Here is a 21,250-nt window from a genome sequence, read left to right as displayed (position 1 = left end):
TGCTTTTTCAAAATTGTTTCCAAATTAAAATTCACCTTCGTCGAAGTCATCATTTCCGTTGCCTCTTCTGTCCTGACGCTGTTTTTTCTGGTTGAACCTGTAAATAAAAGAAAGGTTAACAGACTGTCCCTGTCTCCACTGGAATTCGCTGTCCTGTTCAAAGAATTCAGTAGTTGTAAAACTCGCTCTTTTCCTTCCGTTAAAAATGTCTCTTACATTTAGTGAAATTGTAGCCTTCTCATTTAAGATCTCTTTACTGAAAGCAAGGTCGATATTCAGAATACCTTCCTGGGTTCCCTGGATCTCATCTGAAGGTCCTCTGTAAAATAAATTCGTCTGCCAGTCGATTTTCCAGGGTAGAGTGACCTTGGAACTAAATCTACCAAACCAGCTGAAGTTATCCTGGCTGTAATCTATACCATTAAATTCACCATCAAGTTTGAAGCGGAAAAGATTGGCACTACCATTTAATCTCAGCCAATCTGCCGGATTATACAAGAATCCAAGTTCACCTCCCATTCTATCATTCGTAGCAAGGTTAAATGGGATACTTCTAATCACTTCGATTTCCTGGCCTGAAGGTCCCGTTATGAGAACTTCTTCTTGTACCCGTTGAAACGCGTCAGTTTCTCTTTGATAATAAACCGAAGAAGTCAGGGTAAATTTCTCCCATCTCTTAAGGTATCCCAGATCAAAAGCATTCGAGAACGCAGGATTCAGGTTTGGGTTACCCTGGAAAATATTATTACGACTACTTCTGGATGGGAAGGGGTTAATATACCAGCCTCTTGGCCTGTTGATCCTCCTGTTATATCCAAGGGTTAAATTTTCCTCCTCACCCAATTCGTAGATAATATTTACCGTAGGAAATAAGCCCAGGTAATTATTGTCAAAATCTGTGTCTATATCAAAAGAGAATTCTTCCTGTAATTCCTCTTCCGTTAGCTCAGAGTCGATCTTACCTTTTAGATTGGTGTTTTCTAGTCTTAATCCTAATAAGAAACTAAATTCACCAAATTTAGTTCCATATTGAGTATATAAGGCCTGAACGTTTTCGGTATAATCAAAAACATTCGTCTGGTTTTCATTTAAAATAAAGTTTCCATCTGCATCTTCCTGGAATAATTTATAGTCGGTAACTTCATTTTCAATATTTCCACGATAACCAGCCTCAAATTGAGAATCTTCGCCAATAGGTCTAACGTAATCTGCCTGTAACAGGTATTCCTTTTGATCTTCCACGGTAATTGTAGATTCTGAAGGAACTCTCACCGCATCAATATCGGTATTGTTGTAGGTGATAGGCTCATCAATAAAAGCATCTTCAGTTTCACTATCATTCTCGAATTGAAAATCGGCAGTTAGTTCATGTCCTTTATTGTCGAATCTTTTAATGTAATTAAGAGAGAACTGTATACTTTCATCCTCTTCATTTTCAGTTTCAGTACGATTTGAGCCTAGCAGGTTTTCGCCATTAAGTATATAATCATTACGGTTTAGCGTTACATCCCGGTCATCTCCAAGTCTGTAAAAAACGGCACCGGTAATTGAAGACATGTCTGAAATATAATATTCTAAACCAAGATTAGAGTTAAATCCCCGGTTGATCCTGTCATAATCCCGGTCTTCAATATTTCGATCATACTCGATATTTCCTAAGAAAATGTCTTCTCTTGGTTCAAAATATCTGGTATCGAAATAAGCATATCCCGGAGATTCAGAATATCTGTATCCAGTAGTGGTAAACAGGTTGAATTTGTCTGTACGGTAATTTAAATTCGCTGAAATATTACCATTATCTGGGATTCCACCATTTACAGTTATAGACCCGTTAAAACCGAGTGTCTCTTTTTTTCTAAGAATGATATTAATGATACCTGCGGTACCTTCAGCGTCATATCGGGCAGAAGGAGAGGTGATTACCTCAACACGCTCGATGGCCTCAGCTGGTAACTGACTCAATACATCTGTATTTCCAAAACCAGCCATTGCTGATGGTTTTCCGTTAATCAGGATTCTAACATTTTCATTACCTCTCAGGCTAATCCCACCTTCAATATCCACCGAAATCGAGGGTACGTTATTCAACGCATCACTAACTGTTCCACCTGCAGTAGTCAGGTCTTTTCCTATATTATAGATCTTTTTATCCAGTCTAATGTCTACCTGTGTAGTTTCAGCCTGAACTACAACTTCGTCAAGATTTTCTGAACCCATGCCTAACTTGATGGTTCCTAGATCCAGATCGCTTTTCACTGTTCGATTCTGGAATACTTTTGTTTCATAGGAAATGAATTCGATCTTGATGTTGTAGGTGCCATTTTTTACCTCTACAGAAAAATTACCCTGAGCATCGGTGATACCGCCTTCAACGTCTGAAGAATTTTCAACATTCTCTACAGTAACGGTAGCGTATTCTAAAGGTACGTTAAGCTCATCATCCATAACCTTCCCTTTAATGGTGTTTTTCTTGAAACTGGAAGGTCCTTGAGCGTAGGTTGGAAAAAAGAGTATACTGAAAAAGCCCAATATCAGGCTAAGAGTTAGGATTTTCGAATTGGTCATTATGCGTATTTTCCTTTATGACCAAAAGGAAAGGGAATGGTTTAAACGAATGCGGTTAATATTTTGTTAAACAAAAATTCATAAAAATTAAACATTTTAAATAAAAACCTGTATTCTAGGACTTTCGGGTTAGTTGCTTGTTCAAAAAAATATAATTTTCGAACTGCTCATCATCAAGAAACTTTTTCAAGGATCTGTATTCGCTCTTCTGAATGGTCTTTAATTTGTTAACCTGTTGTTCGATTCCCAAACTCGAATTAATGATCTCATTCTTCTTAATGGTAAATTCAATTATAGCATCTTCCAGTAACTGGGTTTGCTCTGCATTTAGATGTAACTGGTTTTTCCAGGTTAGCGCAAGTTCGTTGGCCACTTCCTTGATCTCCTTTCTGTTCTTCTCATGAATATAGATCTGGGAATAGACAAAACCTGCTACAGCGGCTGCAGCCACACTTATCAATGCTATTCTGTGTTGTAATTTCATGCTCCTGTAATTTTAAAGCAGTTTTTCAATATCTGAAGGAGGTCTTCCAATAACCGCTTTATTATCACTCTCTACAATCGGTCTTTCAATCAATTTAGGGTTTTTTACCATTACACTAATCAATTCGCGATCGCTGAGGTCTTTATCCTTATATTTTTCCTTCCAGATTTTCTCATTTTTCCGAACCAATTGAATAGGAGTGATCTCAAGTTTATTAATCAGGTTCTCCAGTTCATTTTCGGTTAGTGGTTCCTTAAGATATTCTATTATTTCAAATTCTTTATCAGAATTCTTTAATATTTCCAGTCCTTCTCTGGACTTTCTACATCTTGAGTTATGATAAATCTTCAGCATTTCTTTGTTTTTCTAACTTTAAAATAATCAATTATTTTATTATAAAAAATCTAAATTGTCAGGATAGGTATCAATCTTCGTTCCGTTGTCCCATCATCATCAGAAAAGATTTTAAAAAAGGGTCTAGCTCACCGTTCATTACGTTGTCTACATTACCTGTTTCCTCACCAGTTCGAACGTCTTTTACCAGTTTATAAGGATGCATTACATAGTTCCTGATCTGTGAACCCCATTCGATTTTCATTTTGGAATCTTCTATCTCACGTCTTTGTTCCTGTCTTTTCTGAAGTTCGATCTCGAATAGCTGGGATTTCAAAAGTTGCATGGCTTTGTTCTTGTTTTCCAGCTGAGACCTGGTTTCAGAATTTTCAATTACAATTCCCGTAGGCTCATGATGTAATCTTACCGCTGTTTCCACCTTATTTACATTCTGTCCACCTGCCCCAGAAGATCGCATGGTTTCCCATCTTAAATGTGACGGATTGATCTCAATTTCGATACTGTCATCTACCAGGGGATAAACATAAACTGAAGCAAAGGAGGTGTGCCTTTTGGCATTGGAATCGAATGGAGAAATTCTCACCAATCTGTGAACCCCATTCTCACCCTTTAACCAGCCGAAAGCAAATTCTCCTTCAATTTCTAAAGTAACGGTCTTGATACCCGCAACGTCGCCAGCCTGGTAATTGAGTTCTCTAATCTTATATTTTCGTTTTTCAGCCCACATAAGATACATTCTCATTAGCATCTCTGCCCAGTCGCAACTTTCAGTTCCACCGGCACCAGCAGTAATTTGAAGAACAGCGCTCATATTATCACCCTCTTCTGAGAGCATGTTCTTGAACTCCAAATCTTCAATTAGGTCAACTGCCTTATCGTTTCTTTGCTGAACATCTTCAGCGGTGGCTTCCTCTTCCTTATAGAATTCGTAAATGACCTCGAGATCATCAACAAGGGTTTCAGCTTTTTCATAATCCTCCACCCAGCTTTTTTCGGCATTAACCTCTTTCATGATCTGTTCGGCCTTTTTAGGGTCGTCCCAGAAATCAGGAGCAAAGGTCTTTTCCTCCATATTGGTTATTTCGATCTTTTTGGCATCAATGTCAAAGATACCTCCTTAACGCAACCAGGCGCTCCTTAAGATCCTTAATATTTTCAGTTGTTATCATTCTTGGTCGATTTGTCGTAAAAATAGAATTTAAGGGACTTTCGGAAAAGTATTTAACGAATATTTTTTAGTTTTAAACGGCTATAAAAAACCCACTAAACGCGCAATCTTTTATTTATAATTCTGACTTTCAGTATTTCGCTTCCAGTAAACGCTCAATTTTTAGAAGATAAAGAAGACCTAAAGGATTATCAGGGCTTTTTCAATTTTCATTACGATGAGAAAGAAGACGAGATCTACCTTGAGGTAGAGAATCTGGATCAGGAATTTCTTTACAATCATTTTTTAACTACCGGAGTAGGTTCAAATGATATTGGATTAGACCGGGGGCAGTTAGGAGGCACTGCGGTCGTGAAATTTCAAAAGGCGGGAAATAAACTTCTGTTGATTCAGCCAAACCAGGATTACAGGGCTATTACCGATAATAAAGCAGAAAAGCAAAGCGTTGCCGAGGCTTTTGGAAAATCGGTTTTATTCGGATTTGAAATCAAGGAAGAAAAGGAGGGGAAGTATATCATTGATTTTACGCCATTTTTGATGCAGGATGCTCATGGGGTTGCCAGTAGATTGAAATCTGGAAACTACGGTACTTATAAGCTCAATAAGGACAAAAGTGCCCTCGCTCTTGAACGAACCAAATCTTTTCCTGAAAATTCTGAATTTGAAGCTCTGCTTACATTTGGAGGAGAGCCAAAAGGCCGAACGGTGAGCTCGGTTGTTCCAAATGCAAAAAACATAAGTGTGATCCAGCATCATTCATTTGTAAAACTTCCTGATGATAATTATCAAAAAAGACCATTTGATCCAAGGAGCGGAGCCATCTTTATTTCTTATATGGATTATGCTTCCCCGGTTTATGAGCCCATTAAAAAAAGATATGCGGTAAGACACCGTTTGGAAAAGAAAAACCCTGAGGCAGAAGTGAGCGAACCGGTAGAACCTATTATTTATTACCTGGATCCGGGAACTCCCGAACCGGTAAGATCGGCTTTACTGGATGGAGCGAAATGGTGGGATCAAGCATTCGAGGCCATAGGCTATAAGAATGCATTCCAGGTGAAAATGTTACCAGATAAAGCCGACCCTTTGGATGCGCGATATAACGTAATTCAATGGGTACACCGTTCCACGCGTGGTTGGAGCTACGGAGCCAGTGTAGTGGACCCCCGAACAGGAGAGATAATCAAGGGGCACGTAAGTCTTGGAAGTTTAAGGATTCGCCAGGATTTTATGATCGCACAGGCGATGATGAACAAACCTTTTGCTAATAGTGATACAAATCATGATCCTATGATGAAACTTGCCCTGGCCCGGATACGTCAGCTTTCAGCTCATGAAGTAGGGCACACCATTGGTTTTGCTCATAATTTTGCGGCAAGTACTAATGATAGGGCTTCGGTAATGGATTATCCTCATCCTCAATTTGAACTAAATAATGGTGAAATTGAATTTGCCAATGCCTATGATACCGGAATAGGCGAGTGGGATAAAGTAACTGTAAATTATAGTTACAGTGATGTGCCTGAAGGAATGCAGGAAAGGGAATACCTGAATTCCATTTTGGAAAAAGCAAATATGGAAGGTATAAGATTCATTTCAGATTCTGATGCCCGTTCTTCAGGAGGAGCTCACGCTTTTGCTCACTTATGGGACAATGGAAATAACGCGGCCGATGAACTGGAGCGAGTTCTTGAAATTCGACAAAAAGCGATCAGCAATTTTTCAGAAGACAATATAAGGAAAGGGGAGCCATATTCCGTTCTTGAGGATGTTTTTGTACCCCTGTATTTTTTCCACAGGTATCAAACCGAAGCTGCTGTGAAAATAGTAGGAGGCCTGGAATATAATTACGCAGTAAAGGGTAGTCCGGAGCAGGTGGTTGAACACCTCGACGGAAAACTCCAGGAGAAGGCGCTTAGGCAAATCCTGCACACCTTAACCGCTGAAGAACTGGCAATACCAAAGGAAAAATTAGCACTTTTTCCTCCACGGGCTTTTGGGTACGGAAGAGATCGGGAATCATTTAAAAGCAATACCGATGTAGCCTTTGATGCTTTAGGAGCGGCCGCAACCGCAAGCGATATGAGCATGAGTCTGTTGTTTCATCCAGCAAGGGCCGAAAGACTTATTCAGCAGCATTCGCTTAATAAGAACCTACCTGGATTATCTCAGGTGCTGGACGAATCGATCGAAAAGACTATTAAAAAAGATCAAAAAGACAGTTATATGCAGGCAGTTCAAAATACCATCAATTTTGTGGTATTTAAACATCTTTTAAACCTGGCAGTGAACAAAGATGCGACCCCTATGGTGAAAGCGGTCACCAACGCTAAGATCGACGAGCTGGCCAATTGGCTAAGGGGAAGAAAGGATGCCGTGTCCCAGGAGATGTACCGAAACATTGGTGAGTTCAGGGATAAACCGGAAGAATTTAAGCTGGAACTGAATGTTCCAAAAATTCCGGATGGTTCGCCAATCGGGTCTTATTAATTATTGCTGTTGCTGCTGTTGGGCTGAAACCTGAACGCTATATTCTGTTTCATTTTTTCCTGAAGAATATACCACCCCCTTCAATGGCGGGCAATCTGAATAATCCTTGCCGTGGGCAACTTTGATATGATTTTCAGCTGCAATGAGATTATTGGTAGGATCGAAACCTATCCAACCGCTTCCGGGAATACTGCATTCTACCCAGGCGTGCATTTGTGAGTCACCGAAATATCCATTTCCCTGGTGCAGATATCCTGAAACATAACGGGAAGGGATTCCGAATTGCTTGGCGATGGCAATGAATAAATGAGTAAAATCCTGGCAAACGCCCTGCTTGATCTCCAGGATATGATTTAGGTCTGTATCTATATCGGTAACATTCGTCTTAAATGTAAACTCATTTTTGATCCAGGAATTGAGATTTTGAAGATTTTCGAACAGACTAATAGATTCATGAAATTCAAAATCTACTTTTTGGTGCAGTGTAGTTAGATCTGTAAATCTCAGGAACATATCATTTTTAGCCCTGAATTGCAAAGATTTTAGATCTGAGTATTCGCTTTCGGAAAATTCATGAGAAACCCTTTCAAAAATATTTTCCACTTTTTTAATTACCTGGAAATCGGCAGTAAAAACTATTTCTTCTATAGATTGCCTGGGTCTAATTCTATAGGTTCTAAAATCATATCCATTGATAGAATTTTCTACCGGGATGTTTAAAGAATTACTGAAATCTTCAAAGATAAGTTGTTGTGATTCGCTGTTTTCAGGAATAATAAGGAACTGCCATAAGGCACCATGAGTTTTATTCTCATAAGTATTTTTAGCAGTATAACGTATTTTGTAATCCAGATTCATCTCCAAAAATTATTCGTTCATTATAAAGTCATTTTCTGGAATTAATAGTGAAAATATTCCTTTTCAAGTTTAATCCCTATTCTATTGAGGTCGTCCAGGATGTTTTTGATGAATGATTGAAGGTCGCTTTCTATCTCCTCGATGACTTTGAACTGGTATTTTGCCCTTACCTTACCAATTAAAAAGGCTGAAGAGTTTTTGGAAGGATGCTTCTCATGGCTTAGATCATTTATATGTTCCCATGCCTCATTTAGACTATTCATCACCGATCTTGGGCAATCTGTATTCAGAATAAGAAATTCCAGGGTGGTAATACTTGTTGGAGTCTGCCTGTAGAACCTTCTCATCATATCGTAGGATTCTGCACATTTTAATAAGGTGGTCCATTCATAACTGTTTTTGAGCGTGTCTCCATAACTGCCCTGGGCAATTACTGCATCCTTATATTTTGAATTAATTATTCTGATTATCTGGGTGGCTCGTTCGATATTTACTCCCAGCATGATGATTGAATAAACTTCATCATGTAATAAAGTACCGCGTATCTTTGCTCTTAGAATAGAAGTGTTTTCCGTTACCTGAACACTAAAGTCGTAGAGGCCATTTTTTTTGAAATTCTCTACCGGGTAATTCAGTACAAAATGGTAAAATTTATTGATCGCTTCATAAAGTTCCGTTGAAATAAGATCCCTGGCACTGTTCGCATTTTCCCTGGCCAACTTTACATAATTGATGATCGAAAAGTGCTTGTCTGGATTCAGGGCAATATCATAAAGCACCTCTTCTTCATTCAGCTCATTTCCATTTCTGGAAAAATCATCGGCCATAAAAAGCATGGATTGCAAAACGAATTGTCTCGATTGAGATAATTCATTGGGGGCGTCCAGTGATGCGAAATAATTAACATTTAAATATCTGGCTACATGTTCTGCGCGTTCGATATATCTTCCCATCCAGAACAGGTTATTGGCTACTCTTGCTAACATAAATTAATGATTGTTTTTTAATACCCAGGTATCCTTAGAACCACCACCTTGAGATGAATTAACTATTAGATTTCCTTTCTTAAGGGCAACCCTGGTAAGACCACCTTTTAGTACGAAATTTTTATCGGCACCCAAAAGAGTGAAAGTACGCAGGTCTACATGGCGAGGTTCAAAACACTTTGAATCTTCTATATAGGTAGGGTGTACAGAAAGTGACATTATGGGCTGAGCGATATATTTTCTGGGACTGGCTTTTACGGTTTGTCTAACTTTTTCGATTTCTTCCTCTGTTAAACGGTTTCCAATAGAAATTCCATAACCTCCGGCTTCATCCACAGGTTTGATAACCAAATTTTGAATATTATCCAGTACATATTTCAGTTCATCGGGCCGGCTGCAGTGATAGGTAGGTACATTGTTTAGTATAGGCTCTTCATTGAGATAATATTTTATAATCTCCGGCATATAGGTATAAACTGCCTTATCATCGGCAACGCCTGTTCCAGGAGCATTAACCAGGCAAACATTTCCTTTTTTATAGGCAGCCATCAAACCCGGTACTCCTAAGGTAGAATCTGGTTTGAATTCTAACGGATCTAAAAACTGATCATCTATTCTTCTGTAAATAACGTCAACTTTTTCTGGTCCGTTAATGGTTTTCATATAGACAAAATCATTTTCCACAAACAGATCCTGACCTTCAACAAGCTCAACCCCCATGGCTTTTGCCAAATAGGAATGTTCATAATAGGCAGAATTGTAAATTCCAGGGGTGATCACAACGCAATTAGCAACATCAACCCCTTTAGGTTTCACCGTTTCCAGTATCTCCAAAAGATTTTCAGCATAATTGGTTACCGAATAGGCCTGGTAATGATTAAACACCCCGAAAAGTGCCCTTTTTAAAGCGGTACGGTTACAGATCACATAACTCACCCCAGAAGGACACCTGATGTTGTCTTCCAGAACATAATATTTCCCGTCTGAATGCTTGATCAGGTCGGTACCCGAAATATGATTGTAGATGCCTCCGGGTGGGTCGAAGCCATTCATCTGGTCGAGGTAATTCTCAGAAGAGCTGATGAGGTCCAATGGAACAATCCCTTCCTTGATTATTTTTTTTCCGTGATAGACATCTCTGAGAAATGCATTAAGGGCCTTGCTTCGTTGCAATACTCCTTTTTCGATATGTTTCCATTCTTCGGCATCGATGATCCTTGGAAAAAGATCAAATGGAAAGATCTTTTCCTTTATTTCATGGTCTCCATAAACCTGGAAAGTGATACCCTGGTTAAAAAAGGAAGCCTTGGCCTTATTATTCAACCTTCCAAAATCCTTCGCCGAATGCTCGCTATATAATTCAAAAAGGGTTTCATAAGTTTCCCTTACATTATCGTTTTCATCAAAGATCTCGTCGTATAACTGTGGATCACGGTTATAAGACTTGAAAGTTGGATTGTTGTTTGTGCTTTTCATAGATCAGGTTTGTCATAAAATACAAATAAATTATCTCTTATTCAGTGAATTATATAAAACCTTATGGAATGTTTGGGATTATCACAATTATTGTAACCGATATTCGAATTAATAACGAAAATTCACTGAAGTTTTTATGAGTAGCACCATTTCGAAAAATGAGTTTATAAATTTTACCTTAGCAAATCAGAAAAAAAGGATATGCAAGAAATAGATCTTAGAAGTGATACCGTAACCCGACCTACCAAAGAAATGCTTCAGGCAATAATGACCGCACAGGTAGGTGATGATGTTTATAAGGAAGACCCAACTGTTAACGCCCTGGAGGAAAAACTTGCCAGAATGTTTGGCATGGATGAAGCCCTGTTCTTTCCTACTGGAAGTATGGCCAACCAGGCGGCCATTAAATTGCATACCCAGCCCGGTGAGCAATTGATCTGTGATAAATGGGCCCATGTTTATAATTACGAAGGAGGTGGGGTTTCCTTTAACAGTGGGGTGTCCTGCAAACTGGTAGATGGTGATCGTGGGATGATTACAGCCAGTCAGGTGGAGGAAAGTATCAATCCTCCAGATTTTTATCATAGTCCGCTAACCAGTTTGGTTTGTCTTGAAAATACTACCAATAAAGGGGGAGGAGCCTGTTATGATCTAGAAGAGATCAAAAGAGTTCGAAAAGTATGCAATGAACATGGTTTAGGTCTTCATCTTGATGGAGCCCGGCTTTTCAATGCGATTGTCAAAAAAGGTGAAGAACCTAAGGATTTTGGAAAGCTTTTCGATACTATCTCTGTTTGCCTTTCTAAAGGACTGGGAACGCCAATGGGTTCTGTACTAATTGGTAAAAAAGAATTGATGAAAAATGCCATTAGGGTGAGAAAAGTTCTAGGAGGCGGAATGCGACAGGTTGGATTTATGGCAGCTGCCGGGATATATGCTTTAGATAACCATTTAGAGCAACTGGCGAAAGATAATACAAGAGCTGCAGAAATAGCGCAGATTTTAAGTAGTTTGAATTATATTGGGAATGTTGAACCCGTTGAAACTAACATTGTGATATTTTACCTTAAGAATGTGGAAGTTGAAACTAAATTCATGAAACAGCTTGCAGAAAATAACATTCGTATTAGTAACATGGGCCAGGGAAAATTGAGGATTGTAACTCATCTCGACTATTCCGAAGAAATGCATAATCGCTTTCTTGAAACTTTGAGAAAGGTAGATCTTTCATAAAACTTAACTAAATATTGGCAGGTCTTTAATATTGAACCTTTTTAAATTCAGGTATTTTTCTGAAAAATTAAAATGATGAAGAATTTAAAACCTGGAGCGAAAGTTCCCGAGCTTAATTTGAATACAACCAAAGGTGTAAAATGGAATCTTAGTGATAATAAACCTGAGAATTTCACGATGATCATCGTTTATCGTGGGATTCACTGCCCTGTTTGTAAAAAGTATTTAGAGGAGCTAAATAATAAAATTGGAGATTTTCGAGATAAGGGAGTCAATGTGATTTGTGTAAGCTCTAATACTAAGGAACTTGCATTAAAAACTGTAGAAGAGTGGAAGATTGATAAACTTGATATCGCCTACGGATTCGACGTCGAAGAGGGACGAAAATGGGATCTTTATATTTCTGAAGCAATCAAAGATTCAGAGCCTGATATGTTCCTTGAACCTGCTCTTTTTCTGGTAAGACCAGATAATACCCTTTATTCGGCAAGTATCCAGTCTATGCCTTTTGCAAGACCGAAGTTTGACGAATTATTAAAATCTATTTCGTTCGTGATTAAAGAAGATTATCCAGCGAGGGGAGAAGCATAATAAACCATTCTAAATATTTAATAATAAAAAAAGCCTGGGAAATTAATCCAGGCTTTTTTATTAAAAACTCTTATTTCATAAAGCCGTCCATCCCGGGAATATCTGGCATGCCATCTTTTGCAGCAGCGCCAATCTCGGCTTCATTTATTTTGGTAGCTTTTTCAATTGCTTTGTTTATGGTAAGCACTAAATAATCTTCTAGTTGTTCTTTGTCTTCCAAAAGTTCATCAGCAACTGAAATATTCTTAACCTCCCTGTTGGCCGTAATGGTCACCTTTAAAAGTCCGTCGCTAGATTGTTCATCCACCATAACAGTATCGAGTCTTTTTTTTGTAGCTTCTACTTTTTCCTGGGCTTCCTTCAGTTTATTCATCATGCCCATCATATCTCCAAACATATTTTTTCGGTTTAAAATTTATGAATTCAAATTTACTAAATTACCTCATTAAACCAGTCGAAATGAAAAGACTATTAGTATTTCTATTAGGATACATTACATTTGCAACCGCTCAAAACAAAAATGATTTGAAAAAAGATATACAAGCCCCTACAGCTAAGAAAGTTGCAACAGAACTTGAGATGCATGGTGATGTGCGTATTGATAACTATTTCTGGATGAATCAGCGTGAAGACCAGGAGGTTATTGATTATCTGAATGCTGAAAACGATTATAATGATAAAATGACTTCTCATACTAAGGATTTTCAATCAGAATTATTTGAAGAGATGAAGTCTCGAATTAAAGAAGATGATGAGTCTGTACCTTATAAATTGAATGGTTACTGGTATATTACCCGTTTTGAAAAGGGGTATGATTATCCGGTATATTCCCGTAAAAAAGGAAGCCAGGATGCACCTGAGGAGGTCATGTTCAATGTGAATAAGATGGCTGAAGGATTTGAATATTACAGCCTGGGAGGATTGAATGTAAGTCCAGATAATAAACTGGTAGCTTTTGGGACAGATACTTTAAGCAGAAGAAAGTATACCATTAGGATCAAGAACCTGGAAACAGGTGAGATCTATGATGAGGAGATAAAGAATACCACTGGAGGTTCTACCTGGGCTAACGACAATAAAACACTTTACTATACAAAGAAAGATCCTCAAACCTTACGATCTTACAGGATCTATAAGCATATTCTGGGTACAGATCCAAAAGAAGACCAGTTGGTTTATGAGGAAAAGGATGAAACTTTTAATACCTACGTATATAAATCAAAATCCCGAGATTATATCATAATTGGTTCTCACAGTACCTTAACAACCGAATATCGTTTTTTAAATGCAAATACACCAGGTGAGGAGTTCAGTATATTTCAACCAAGAGTTAGAGAGCTAGAATACAGTATTTCTCATTTTGAGGATAATTTTTATGTCGTTACCAATAAGGACAATGCGACCAATTTCAAATTGATGAAAACTCCGGTAAACAATACTGGAATGGAGAACTGGGTAGATGTGATCCCGCATAGGAAAGATTATCTGCTTGAAGACATCGATATTTTTAAGGAATACCTTGTAGTTAGCGAGCGAAATAACGGTCTTAACAAGCTAAGAATTATTAAATGGAATGATAACGAAGAATTCTATATTCCTTTTGATAATGAGACCTATACTGCTTATACTTCCATAAATCCAGATTTTGAGACCGATCTCTTGCGGTATAGTTATAACAGCCTTACAACTCCAACTTCGGTGATAGAATACAACATGAAGACAGGAGACAAAAAAGTGTTGAAGGAACAGGAGGTGCTTGGAGGTAAATTTGATAAAAACAATTATGTTTCTGAGAGACTTTGGGCTACTGCAGAAGATGGTACCAAAGTTCCCGTATCGCTTGTTTATAGAAAAGGTATCAAAAAAGACGGTAGTAATCCTTTACTTCAATATGCATATGGCTCGTATGGTTCTACTATAGATCCATATTTTTCTTCAGTAAGATTAAGTCTTTTAGATCGAGGGTTTATATATGCTATTGCCCATATAAGAGGTGGTGAATATTTAGGTCGTGAATGGTATGAAGATGGGAAACTATTCACTAAACGTAATACTTTTACAGATTTTATCGATGTTTCAAAATTCCTGATCAATGAGAATTATACAAATTCAAAACATCTATACGCCATGGGTGGATCTGCAGGAGGATTATTGATGGGAGCGGTTATAAATATGGCTCCGCAGTTGTATAATGGTGTTATTGCATCAGTCCCTTTTGTAGATGTGGTGACTACCATGCTGGATGACAGTATTCCTTTAACCACGGGAGAATATGATGAATGGGGAAATCCGAATAACAAGAATTATTATGAATACATGAAGTCCTATTCACCATATGATAATGTGGTTGCCCAGGATTATCCAAATATGCTGGTGACAACCGGATTACACGATTCTCAGGTGCAATATTGGGAACCTGCAAAGTGGGTTGCCAAGCTTAGAGAACTAAAGACAGACGATAATATTTTACTTCTGCATACGAATATGGATGCAGGCCATGGGGGGGCTTCCGGTAGGTTTGAAGCCTTGAAGGAAGTAGCTGAAGAGTACGCGTTTTTACTGGATTTAGAGGGTATTTCGGAATAATTAAAAAAATTGCCTTAAATTTGACCGGTTTTAAAAGTTAATTTTTTAAGACTTTTTGTAAAACGAACTTCGATTTATGAGAGAGGACTTGAAGGTTTATGACAACGTATTACAACTAGTAGGTAATACACCGTTGATTCACCTAAACAAAATCACCAAGGGATATAAGGGTAAATATTTTGCTAAAATAGAAGCTTTTAACCCGGGACACTCATCTAAAGATAGAATTGCCCTGCACATTATAGAAGAGGCCGAAAGAAAAGGCATTCTTAAACCTGGAGATACGATTATAGAAACCACTTCCGGAAATACCGGTTTCAGTATTGCTATGGTTAGCTGTATAAAAGGTTATGAATGTATTTTGGCTGTTAGCTCAAAATCTTCTAAGGATAAAATCGATATGCTGAAGACGATGGGAGCGAAGGTTTATGTGTGTCCGGCGAACGTACCAGCAGACGACCCAAGGTCTTATTACGAGGTGGCAAAAAGACTTCATAGTGAAATTAAAGGCTCTGTTTATATCAATCAGTATTTTAATGAATTGAATATGGATGCCCATTTTCAGTCTACCGGACCGGAAATTTGGAAGCAAACTGAAGGAAAAATCACACATTTGATTGCCTGCAGTGGAACCGGTGGAACCATTTCAGGAACTGCAAGATATCTCAAGGAGCAGAATCCAGATATTAAGATTTTGGGTATCGATGCATTTGGATCGGTTCTAAAAAAATATCACGAAACTCGTGAATTTGATAAAAATGAGATCTATCCGTATAGAATTGAAGGTTTAGGAAAAAACCTGATCCCAACTGCCACAGATTTTGATGTCATAGATAAGTTTACCAAAGTGAGTGATGAGGAAGCCGCCCATTCTGCAAGGGAAATTGCAAGAACAGAGGGACTTTTCGTAGGTTATACCAGTGGAGCGGCTATGCAGGGATTAAAGCAATTAGAGGAAGAAGGAGAATTTGATGAAAACTCTAATGTTGTGGTTATTTTCCCAGATCATGGTTCTCGTTATATGAGTAAGATTTATAGTGATGACTGGATGAACGAACAGGGATTTTTCGATTCTCAACACGAAACTACTTCAGAATCAATTGAAGTGATCAAGTAAAAGTTTATTAACACTTATTAACAAAAGCATTCTAATCTTTGTAGGATGCTTTTGTTTTTGCTAGATTTCGATGTTTATAATTTACTTTGTAGAATTGAGCCAAATTTCAGTATTTTTGCGGCTCGTCTAAAAAATGACCGATGAAGGATTTATTTGATAAAATTTACAAAGACAAAGGACCGCTGGGTAAATGGGCAGAACAGGCAGAAGGATATTTCGTATTTCCTAAACTGGAAGGACCAATTTCTAACCGCATGAAATTTCGCGGTAAAGAAGTGATCACCTGGAGTATTAATGACTACCTGGGACTTGCCAATCATCCTGAAGTTCGTAAGGTAGATGCTGAGGCAGCAGCCGAATATGGTTCAGCATATCCTATGGGTGCGAGAATGATGAGTGGTCATACAGATCTTCATGAAAAATTACAGGATGAACTTGCTTCATTTGTGCATAAGCAGTCAGCCTATCTACTTAATTTTGGATACCAGGGAATGGTTTCTACCATCGATGCTTTGGTTTCCAAGCAGGATGTGATAGTTTATGATGTAGATGCGCATGCATGTATCATAGATGGTGTTAGGTTACACCTTGGTCAACGGTTTACCTACAAGCATAACGATATGGAAAGTATCGAGAAAAATCTTAAACGTGCAACCAAGATTGCTGAACAAACCGGTGGTGGAATTCTTTTGATCTCTGAAGGTGTATTTGGAATGCGTGGAGAACAGGGGAAACTTAAAGAGATTGTTGAGCTTAAGAAAAAATATAACTTCAGACTATTTGTAGACGATGCCCATGGTTTTGGAACTCTTGGTAAAACTGGAGCCGGAGCAGGAGAAGAACAGGGGGTACAGGACGAGATCGATGTTTACTTCGCTACTTTCGCCAAGTCTTTAGCGAGTACAGGAGCTTTTATTGCAGGAGATAAAGAGATCATAGATTATTTAAAGTATAACCTTAGGTCACAGATGTTTGCCAAATCACTACAAATGCAATTAGTGGTTGGAGCTCTTAAGCGTCTTGAAATTTTAAGAACTATGCCTGAGCTAAAGAATAAGCTTTGGGAGAATGTGAATGCACTTCAAAATGGACTTAAGGACAAAGGCTTCGATATTGGGACTACGCAGAGTTGTGTAACTCCGGTATATCTTAAAGGAAGTATTCCTGAAGCAATGGCTTTGGTAAAGGATCTTCGTGAAAATCACGGTGTATTCTGTTCAATCGTTGTTTACCCGGTAATTCCAAAAGGATTGATTTTACTTAGAATGATCCCTACAGCAACTCATACATTACAGGATGTTGAGGACACACTGGAAGCTTTCTCTGCAATTCGTGAAAGACTTGAAAATGGAACTTATAAAAGACTTTCTGCTTCCGTTGAAGCTGCAATGTCCAATAAGTAAATTCATAAAATATAATTAATGGAAAAGCCTCGCGTTTGCGAGGCTTTTTATTTTTAATGATTGAATTTTAAACTAGTTGGAGCCATCATCCTCGTAACCGTCTCCTTCATCACCTTCTTCCATCTCCTGGTTGAGTTCTTCACTTCTCTGTCTTCTTTTGTTACCTTCATTAGATTCTTCAAGGAACTCATCAACTTTATGCAGGTCGAATCTATAGGAAACACCTGCTGCAACCTGCCATTTCGATGGGGTGTCTTTAAAATTAACCAGCCCAGATATATCTACCTGCAGGTCATTCCCATATAAAAATGCCCCACCAGCACGTATAATATCATCAGCATAGATATCACTTTTAATAGCCTGATATTCTCCAAATATGGCCAGGCTTGGAGTTAATGTGTGAGTAACCGTTATGATTCCGGTATAGGATCTGAAATCTTCGGTAAGTTTATCGGCGATAAAATTCATCACTAAAACCCAGCGCCCCCAGTTATTCTGGGTTATAATTGCAGCTTTAGGGCTAAATTTTCCTTCACCTTCATATAAATAAGGATTATCTCCAAAAGCGAAATTAGCACCGGCAAAGATCGAAACTGCCGGTATTAGAGTTTTCCATTTAAACTTCTGGTTAGCCTTCCAACTATACAAATTTGGTTTGTCTGGCTCGATACTTACGCCGGGATCAAAGATGAGGTACTTGGCACCTATAGAATTAGTTTTAAAATTCCTAATACTTGATTCTGAAGCCACCCCGAGAAAGTCCCTGAAAATGTTCTGAGATTCGAAAGATCCGGTGAGATTGAGTTCCAGTCTTTCGTACAACAATCCATACCGCAACTGATAATCTATTCCCCAAAGATCGGTGTCTGTTCCAAGCCCGCTATGTTCATCATTTCCAAAATAGGGACCGGTTTCTAATTGTATAACATTGGTACCTACGGCATAGGCCCCTTGTGACTGTCCGGGTCTATTGGAATTTATGGTTTCAGTATACTGGGCGTGAAGGTTGGTAGCTATATTTAGGAAAAGGCTAAGTATGGCTGTTTTACGCATATTCATCTGGGTTGGTTCTATCAAAGATATAAGATTTATTATAATTTTATGGTGGAAGCATCCCGCTTTGTGAAGGCTTCTTTTTATTTTTACAAAAAATTTAAGAATGTTAGAAGCATCATTATCCGGAGTATTAAAAACGGTACTTATTGTGCTGTTAGTATACTTCGGTCTTAAAATATTACTTCGGTTTTTTGGGCCATTGATCCTGAAATGGTTTATGAAGAAAATGGGACAGAAATTTGAAAAGCAATTCAATCAGCAATTTGGTGGAGCAGGTCAGAATCAGCATAAAAAAGGAAAGGTTAGCATAGACAAAAAACCTAAAAGTGAGAGGCAGTCTAATAAAAATGTTGGTGAATATATCGATTACGAAGAAATTGATTAATTTCGGATTTTAGCAAAGCCCTTAAAAAGGGCTTCATTTCATACCAAATTTGTGGTTTAAAATCAAAAGTCCGATTAATGGCTAAATTGAAGAAATTCTTACCTCACCTGCTGGCCCTGGCAGGTTTTGTCTTATTATCCTTATTTTATTTTAATCCTGTTCTTCAGGGCAAAGAGATCTACCAGAGCGATATAATCCAATATATCGGGATGGCTAAAGAACAAAACGATTTCAGGGCGGAGACCGGAGAGGAGCCTTACTGGACAGATTCAGCTTTTGGTGGTATGCCCACTTACCAGCTTGGTGCATATTATCCCCATAACTACATTAAGAAACTAGATACAGCCTTGAGGTTTCTACCACGGCCTGCAGATTATCTGTTCCTATATTTCCTTGGGTTTTATATCCTGCTTCTCTGCATGAAAGTAGATTATAAACTGGCCTTCCTGGGATCTGTGGCTTTTGGCTTTTCAACCTATCTCATAATAATATTAGGAGTCGGGCATAATGCGAAAGCCCATGCGATCGCTTATATGCCTATGGTTCTTGCCGGGATAATTGCCATTTTCAGAAATAGAAATGTCTGGAGCTTCCTACTGCTTGCTGTGGCAATGGCTCTGGAAATTCAGGCCAATCACTTTCAAATGACCTATTACCTTTTACTTCTGGTGATTGTTTTAGGTATTGCATACCTGGTTGATGCCTACCGCAAAAAATTGTTACCCGATTATTTTAAGTCTATAGGAGTGATGGTTTTGGCTGTGGTGTTGGCTATAGCTGCCAATGCTACTAATCTTCTGGCTACGAGTGAGTACACGAAGTTCAGTACACGAGGTGAATCAAATTTAACTGTTGAAGCAGATGGGAGACCTAAACAGAATACTGGTTTAAGTTTCGATTATATTACTGAATATAGTTATGGTATTCTAGAGAGTTTTAACCTGATGGTGCCACGTTTTATGGGAGGAGGAAGTTCAGAGAACATTGGAAAAGACTCAAATCTCTATAAAGCTTTAAGGGAGATTGGAGCTTCTCCTGTGCAGGCTGAAGGTTTCACTGAGAGTGCCCCAACTTATTGGGGAGACCAACCTTTTGTTGGTGCTCCGGCTTATATCGGTGCAAGTGTTATTTTTCTATTTGTTTTTGCGCTATTCTTAATACGCGGCCGATTGAAATGGTGGATCTTAGGTGGAAGTATTTTAGCCCTCGTTCTAAGCTGGGGTAAGAATTTTGAAATAGCAACCAGGTTCTTTATTGAATTTGTGCCTCTTTATGACAAATTCAGGGCGGTTTCATCCATTCAGGTTATTCTGGAACTATGCCTGCCATTAATGGCGGTAATGGGGCTTTATAAACTTTTTCTTGCTGAAATAAAAAGGGAAGAAAAATTACATGCCTTAAAATGGTCAACCAAGATAACTGGTGGACTAATGCTGATCTTTTTGATCTTCAAATCTATCTTATTTGAATTTTCAGGAGCTAATGACGCGATGTATTCCCAGCAGTTCGGGATGGAATTCATGAATGCTCTTGAAGAGGATAGGAAGGCAATCTTTACATCTGATGTTATTCGTTCACTGGTATTGGTATTGCTTTCTGCTGGATTGATCTGGGCATATTTAAATGAAAAAGTGAACAGAAACCTGCTAATTGGAGGTTTGTTGATCGTTCTACTTTTCGATCTTATTGGAGTTGACAAGAGATATGTTAATAATGAAGATTTTGTTCAGGCCAGAGAAATGGAACAGCCTTTTCAGAAATTAGCGGCAGATGAAGTGATCCTTGAAGATACTTCTCATTACAGGGTTTTCGATGTTTCCGGAAGTCCTTTCAATACCGGTAGAACATCATATTACCACAATGCTCTTGGTGGTTACCACGCGGCAAAACCAGGAAGGATTCAGGATCTGTATGATTTCTATATATCCAATAATAACATGAAAATATTGAGCATGCTGAATGTGAAATATTTCATTGTTCCCACAGAAGAAGGTACACAGGCGCAGCAAAACCCGAATGTTTTCGGTAACGCTTGGACTGTAAAGGATCTCAAATGGGTTGAAAATCAGGATCAGGAAATACTTTCCCTTGAGGAAACCGATTTAAGATCTACTGCGGTTATAAATTCAAATTTCAGAGACATAGTGAATGAAGGCTTTAAGTTTGATCCGGACGCCGAGATCGAATTGGTAAGTTATCAACCTAACGAACTGAAGTATCAGTTTTCGGCAAATTCTGATCAGTTTGTAGTATTTTCAGAAAACTATTATCAACCTGGTTGGCAGGCATACCTAGATGGAGAAGCTGTAGAACATGTACAGGTAAATTATGTTTTGAGAGGTATGAACGTACCTGCAGGAAACCACGAGATAGTGTTTAAATTTGAACCGGAAGTTGTAAAAACCGGTAGTACAATTACGCTTGTCAGTTCTATTTTACTAGGTTTGATCCTAATTGGTGGGGTTGGCTACGAAATTAAAAAGCGCAGATAATCCCGG

The 21,250-nt window shown here is 38.4% G+C and carries 17 protein-coding genes; 8 read left to right on the top strand and 9 right to left on the bottom strand.

What is annotated here, in order from left to right; genetic code table 11:
• Positions 1 to 24: 24 nt before the first annotated feature.
• From ML462_RS08835 to prfB, 4 genes are all read right to left on the bottom strand, one after another.
• Positions 25 to 2,565 carry a TonB-dependent receptor gene (locus ML462_RS08835; RefSeq protein ID WP_240713442.1) on the bottom strand — a complete coding sequence of 847 codons (2,541 nt, stop codon included), beginning with the start codon at positions 2,563 to 2,565 and terminating at the stop codon, positions 25 to 27.
• Positions 2,566 to 2,680: 115 nt separating this feature from the next.
• Positions 2,681 to 3,049 (bottom strand): hypothetical protein, encoded by a 369-nt coding sequence (locus ML462_RS08830; protein ID WP_240713441.1) that lies wholly within the window; start codon positions 3,047 to 3,049, stop codon positions 2,681 to 2,683.
• Positions 3,050 to 3,061: 12 nt separating this feature from the next.
• Positions 3,062 to 3,403, bottom strand: a complete 342-nt coding sequence (gene arsC / locus ML462_RS08825; RefSeq protein ID WP_240713440.1) for an arsenate reductase (glutaredoxin) — start codon at positions 3,401 to 3,403, stop codon at positions 3,062 to 3,064.
• Between the two features lie 70 nt (positions 3,404 to 3,473).
• A protein-coding gene (prfB, locus tag ML462_RS08820; protein WP_240713439.1) for a peptide chain release factor 2 occupies positions 3,474 to 4,572 on the bottom strand; the annotation gives its coding sequence in 2 pieces (ribosomal slippage) (positions 3,474 to 4,508 and positions 4,510 to 4,572; 1,098 coding nt in all).
• Positions 4,573 to 4,688: 116 nt separating this feature from the next.
• Between prfB and ML462_RS08815 the strand changes: the two genes are divergently transcribed.
• The gene (locus ML462_RS08815) at positions 4,689 to 7,061 is read left to right on the top strand and encodes a zinc-dependent metalloprotease (RefSeq protein WP_341481579.1); all 2,373 of its coding nucleotides are present in this window, start codon (positions 4,689 to 4,691) and stop codon (positions 7,059 to 7,061) included.
• On the opposite strand, the gene ML462_RS08810 is transcribed toward ML462_RS08815, so the two are convergent.
• Genes ML462_RS08810 through ML462_RS08800 form a run of 3 tightly spaced genes read right to left on the bottom strand, consistent with a single transcriptional unit; the run spans position 7,062 to position 10,381 of the window.
• Positions 7,062 to 7,919: a transglutaminase-like domain-containing protein gene (locus tag ML462_RS08810; protein WP_240713437.1), complete on the bottom strand. Its 858-nt coding sequence runs from the start codon at positions 7,917 to 7,919 to the stop codon at positions 7,062 to 7,064.
• A 41-nt stretch (positions 7,920 to 7,960) separates the two neighbouring features.
• Positions 7,961 to 8,905, bottom strand: a complete 945-nt coding sequence (locus ML462_RS08805) for an alpha-E domain-containing protein (protein WP_240713436.1) — start codon at positions 8,903 to 8,905, stop codon at positions 7,961 to 7,963.
• Positions 8,906 to 8,908: 3 nt separating this feature from the next.
• A complete protein-coding gene (locus ML462_RS08800; RefSeq protein ID WP_240713435.1) occupies positions 8,909 to 10,381 on the bottom strand; it encodes a circularly permuted type 2 ATP-grasp protein in 1,473 nt (490 codons plus the stop codon).
• Between the two features lie 201 nt (positions 10,382 to 10,582).
• Here ML462_RS08800 and ML462_RS08795 point away from each other — a divergent pair, with 201 nt between their 5' ends.
• Complete coding sequence (locus ML462_RS08795) at positions 10,583 to 11,614, top strand: threonine aldolase family protein (RefSeq protein WP_240713434.1); 1,032 nt, start codon at positions 10,583 to 10,585, stop codon at positions 11,612 to 11,614.
• Positions 11,615 to 11,686: 72 nt separating this feature from the next.
• A complete protein-coding gene (locus tag ML462_RS08790) occupies positions 11,687 to 12,205 on the top strand; it encodes a redoxin domain-containing protein (protein WP_341481578.1) in 519 nt (172 codons plus the stop codon).
• A gap of 70 nt (positions 12,206 to 12,275) precedes the next feature.
• On the opposite strand, the gene ML462_RS08785 is transcribed toward ML462_RS08790, so the two are convergent.
• A complete protein-coding gene (locus ML462_RS08785; RefSeq protein WP_240713433.1) occupies positions 12,276 to 12,602 on the bottom strand; it encodes a YbaB/EbfC family nucleoid-associated protein in 327 nt (108 codons plus the stop codon).
• Positions 12,603 to 12,664: 62 nt separating this feature from the next.
• On the opposite strand from ML462_RS08785, the gene ML462_RS08780 reads away from it, so the two are divergent.
• From ML462_RS08780 to capB, 3 genes are all read left to right on the top strand, one after another.
• Positions 12,665 to 14,791: a S9 family peptidase gene (locus ML462_RS08780; protein WP_240713432.1), complete on the top strand. Its 2,127-nt coding sequence runs from the start codon at positions 12,665 to 12,667 to the stop codon at positions 14,789 to 14,791.
• A gap of 76 nt (positions 14,792 to 14,867) precedes the next feature.
• Positions 14,868 to 15,908, top strand: coding sequence for a cysteate synthase (gene capA, locus ML462_RS08775; protein ID WP_240713431.1), 1,041 nt, complete (start codon positions 14,868 to 14,870; stop codon positions 15,906 to 15,908).
• Between the two features lie 140 nt (positions 15,909 to 16,048).
• A complete protein-coding gene (gene capB / locus ML462_RS08770) occupies positions 16,049 to 17,311 on the top strand; it encodes a cysteate-C-fatty acyltransferase (RefSeq protein ID WP_240713430.1) in 1,263 nt (420 codons plus the stop codon).
• A gap of 72 nt (positions 17,312 to 17,383) precedes the next feature.
• Here the strand turns inward: capB and ML462_RS08765 are convergent, their stop codons facing one another.
• Positions 17,384 to 18,388 (bottom strand): transporter, encoded by a 1,005-nt coding sequence (locus ML462_RS08765; protein WP_240713429.1) that lies wholly within the window; start codon positions 18,386 to 18,388, stop codon positions 17,384 to 17,386.
• An 82-nt stretch (positions 18,389 to 18,470) separates the two neighbouring features.
• Here ML462_RS08765 and ML462_RS08760 point away from each other — a divergent pair, with 82 nt between their 5' ends.
• Both ML462_RS08760 and ML462_RS08755 read left to right on the top strand, forming a co-directional pair.
• Complete coding sequence (locus ML462_RS08760) at positions 18,471 to 18,752, top strand: DUF4834 family protein (protein ID WP_240713428.1); 282 nt, start codon at positions 18,471 to 18,473, stop codon at positions 18,750 to 18,752.
• 77 nt (positions 18,753 to 18,829) lie between these two features.
• A complete protein-coding gene (locus ML462_RS08755; RefSeq protein ID WP_240713427.1) occupies positions 18,830 to 21,244 on the top strand; it encodes a YfhO family protein in 2,415 nt (804 codons plus the stop codon).
• Positions 21,245 to 21,250 lie beyond the last annotated feature (6 nt).

It is taken from the genome of Christiangramia lutea, from assembly GCF_022489035.1.
Taxonomy (GTDB): Bacteria; Bacteroidota; Bacteroidia; order Flavobacteriales; family Flavobacteriaceae; genus Christiangramia; species Christiangramia lutea.
The sequence above is the reverse complement of the archived record's forward strand: the minus strand, read 5'-3'. Positions and strand labels throughout refer to the sequence as shown.

Coding starts and splice junctions, on each gene's coding strand:
- ML462_RS08835 (WP_240713442.1), bottom strand. CDS start 2,565: ATGACCAATTCGAAAATCCTAACTCTTAGCCTGATATTGGGCTTTTTC.
- ML462_RS08830 (WP_240713441.1), bottom strand. CDS start 3,049: ATGAAATTACAACACAGAATAGCATTGATAAGTGTGGCTGCAGCCGCT.
- arsC (WP_240713440.1), bottom strand. CDS start 3,403: ATGCTGAAGATTTATCATAACTCAAGATGTAGAAAGTCCAGAGAAGGA.
- ML462_RS08810 (WP_240713437.1), bottom strand. CDS start 7,919: ATGAATCTGGATTACAAAATACGTTATACTGCTAAAAATACTTATGAG.
- ML462_RS08805 (WP_240713436.1), bottom strand. CDS start 8,905: ATGTTAGCAAGAGTAGCCAATAACCTGTTCTGGATGGGAAGATATATC.
- ML462_RS08800 (WP_240713435.1), bottom strand. CDS start 10,381: ATGAAAAGCACAAACAACAATCCAACTTTCAAGTCTTATAACCGTGAT.
- ML462_RS08795 (WP_240713434.1), top strand. CDS start 10,583: ATGCAAGAAATAGATCTTAGAAGTGATACCGTAACCCGACCTACCAAA.
- ML462_RS08790 (WP_341481578.1), top strand. CDS start 11,687: ATGATGAAGAATTTAAAACCTGGAGCGAAAGTTCCCGAGCTTAATTTG.
- ML462_RS08785 (WP_240713433.1), bottom strand. CDS start 12,602: ATGTTTGGAGATATGATGGGCATGATGAATAAACTGAAGGAAGCCCAG.
- ML462_RS08780 (WP_240713432.1), top strand. CDS start 12,665: ATGAAAAGACTATTAGTATTTCTATTAGGATACATTACATTTGCAACC.
- capA (WP_240713431.1), top strand. CDS start 14,868: ATGAGAGAGGACTTGAAGGTTTATGACAACGTATTACAACTAGTAGGT.
- capB (WP_240713430.1), top strand. CDS start 16,049: ATGAAGGATTTATTTGATAAAATTTACAAAGACAAAGGACCGCTGGGT.
- ML462_RS08760 (WP_240713428.1), top strand. CDS start 18,471: ATGTTAGAAGCATCATTATCCGGAGTATTAAAAACGGTACTTATTGTG.
- ML462_RS08755 (WP_240713427.1), top strand. CDS start 18,830: ATGGCTAAATTGAAGAAATTCTTACCTCACCTGCTGGCCCTGGCAGGT.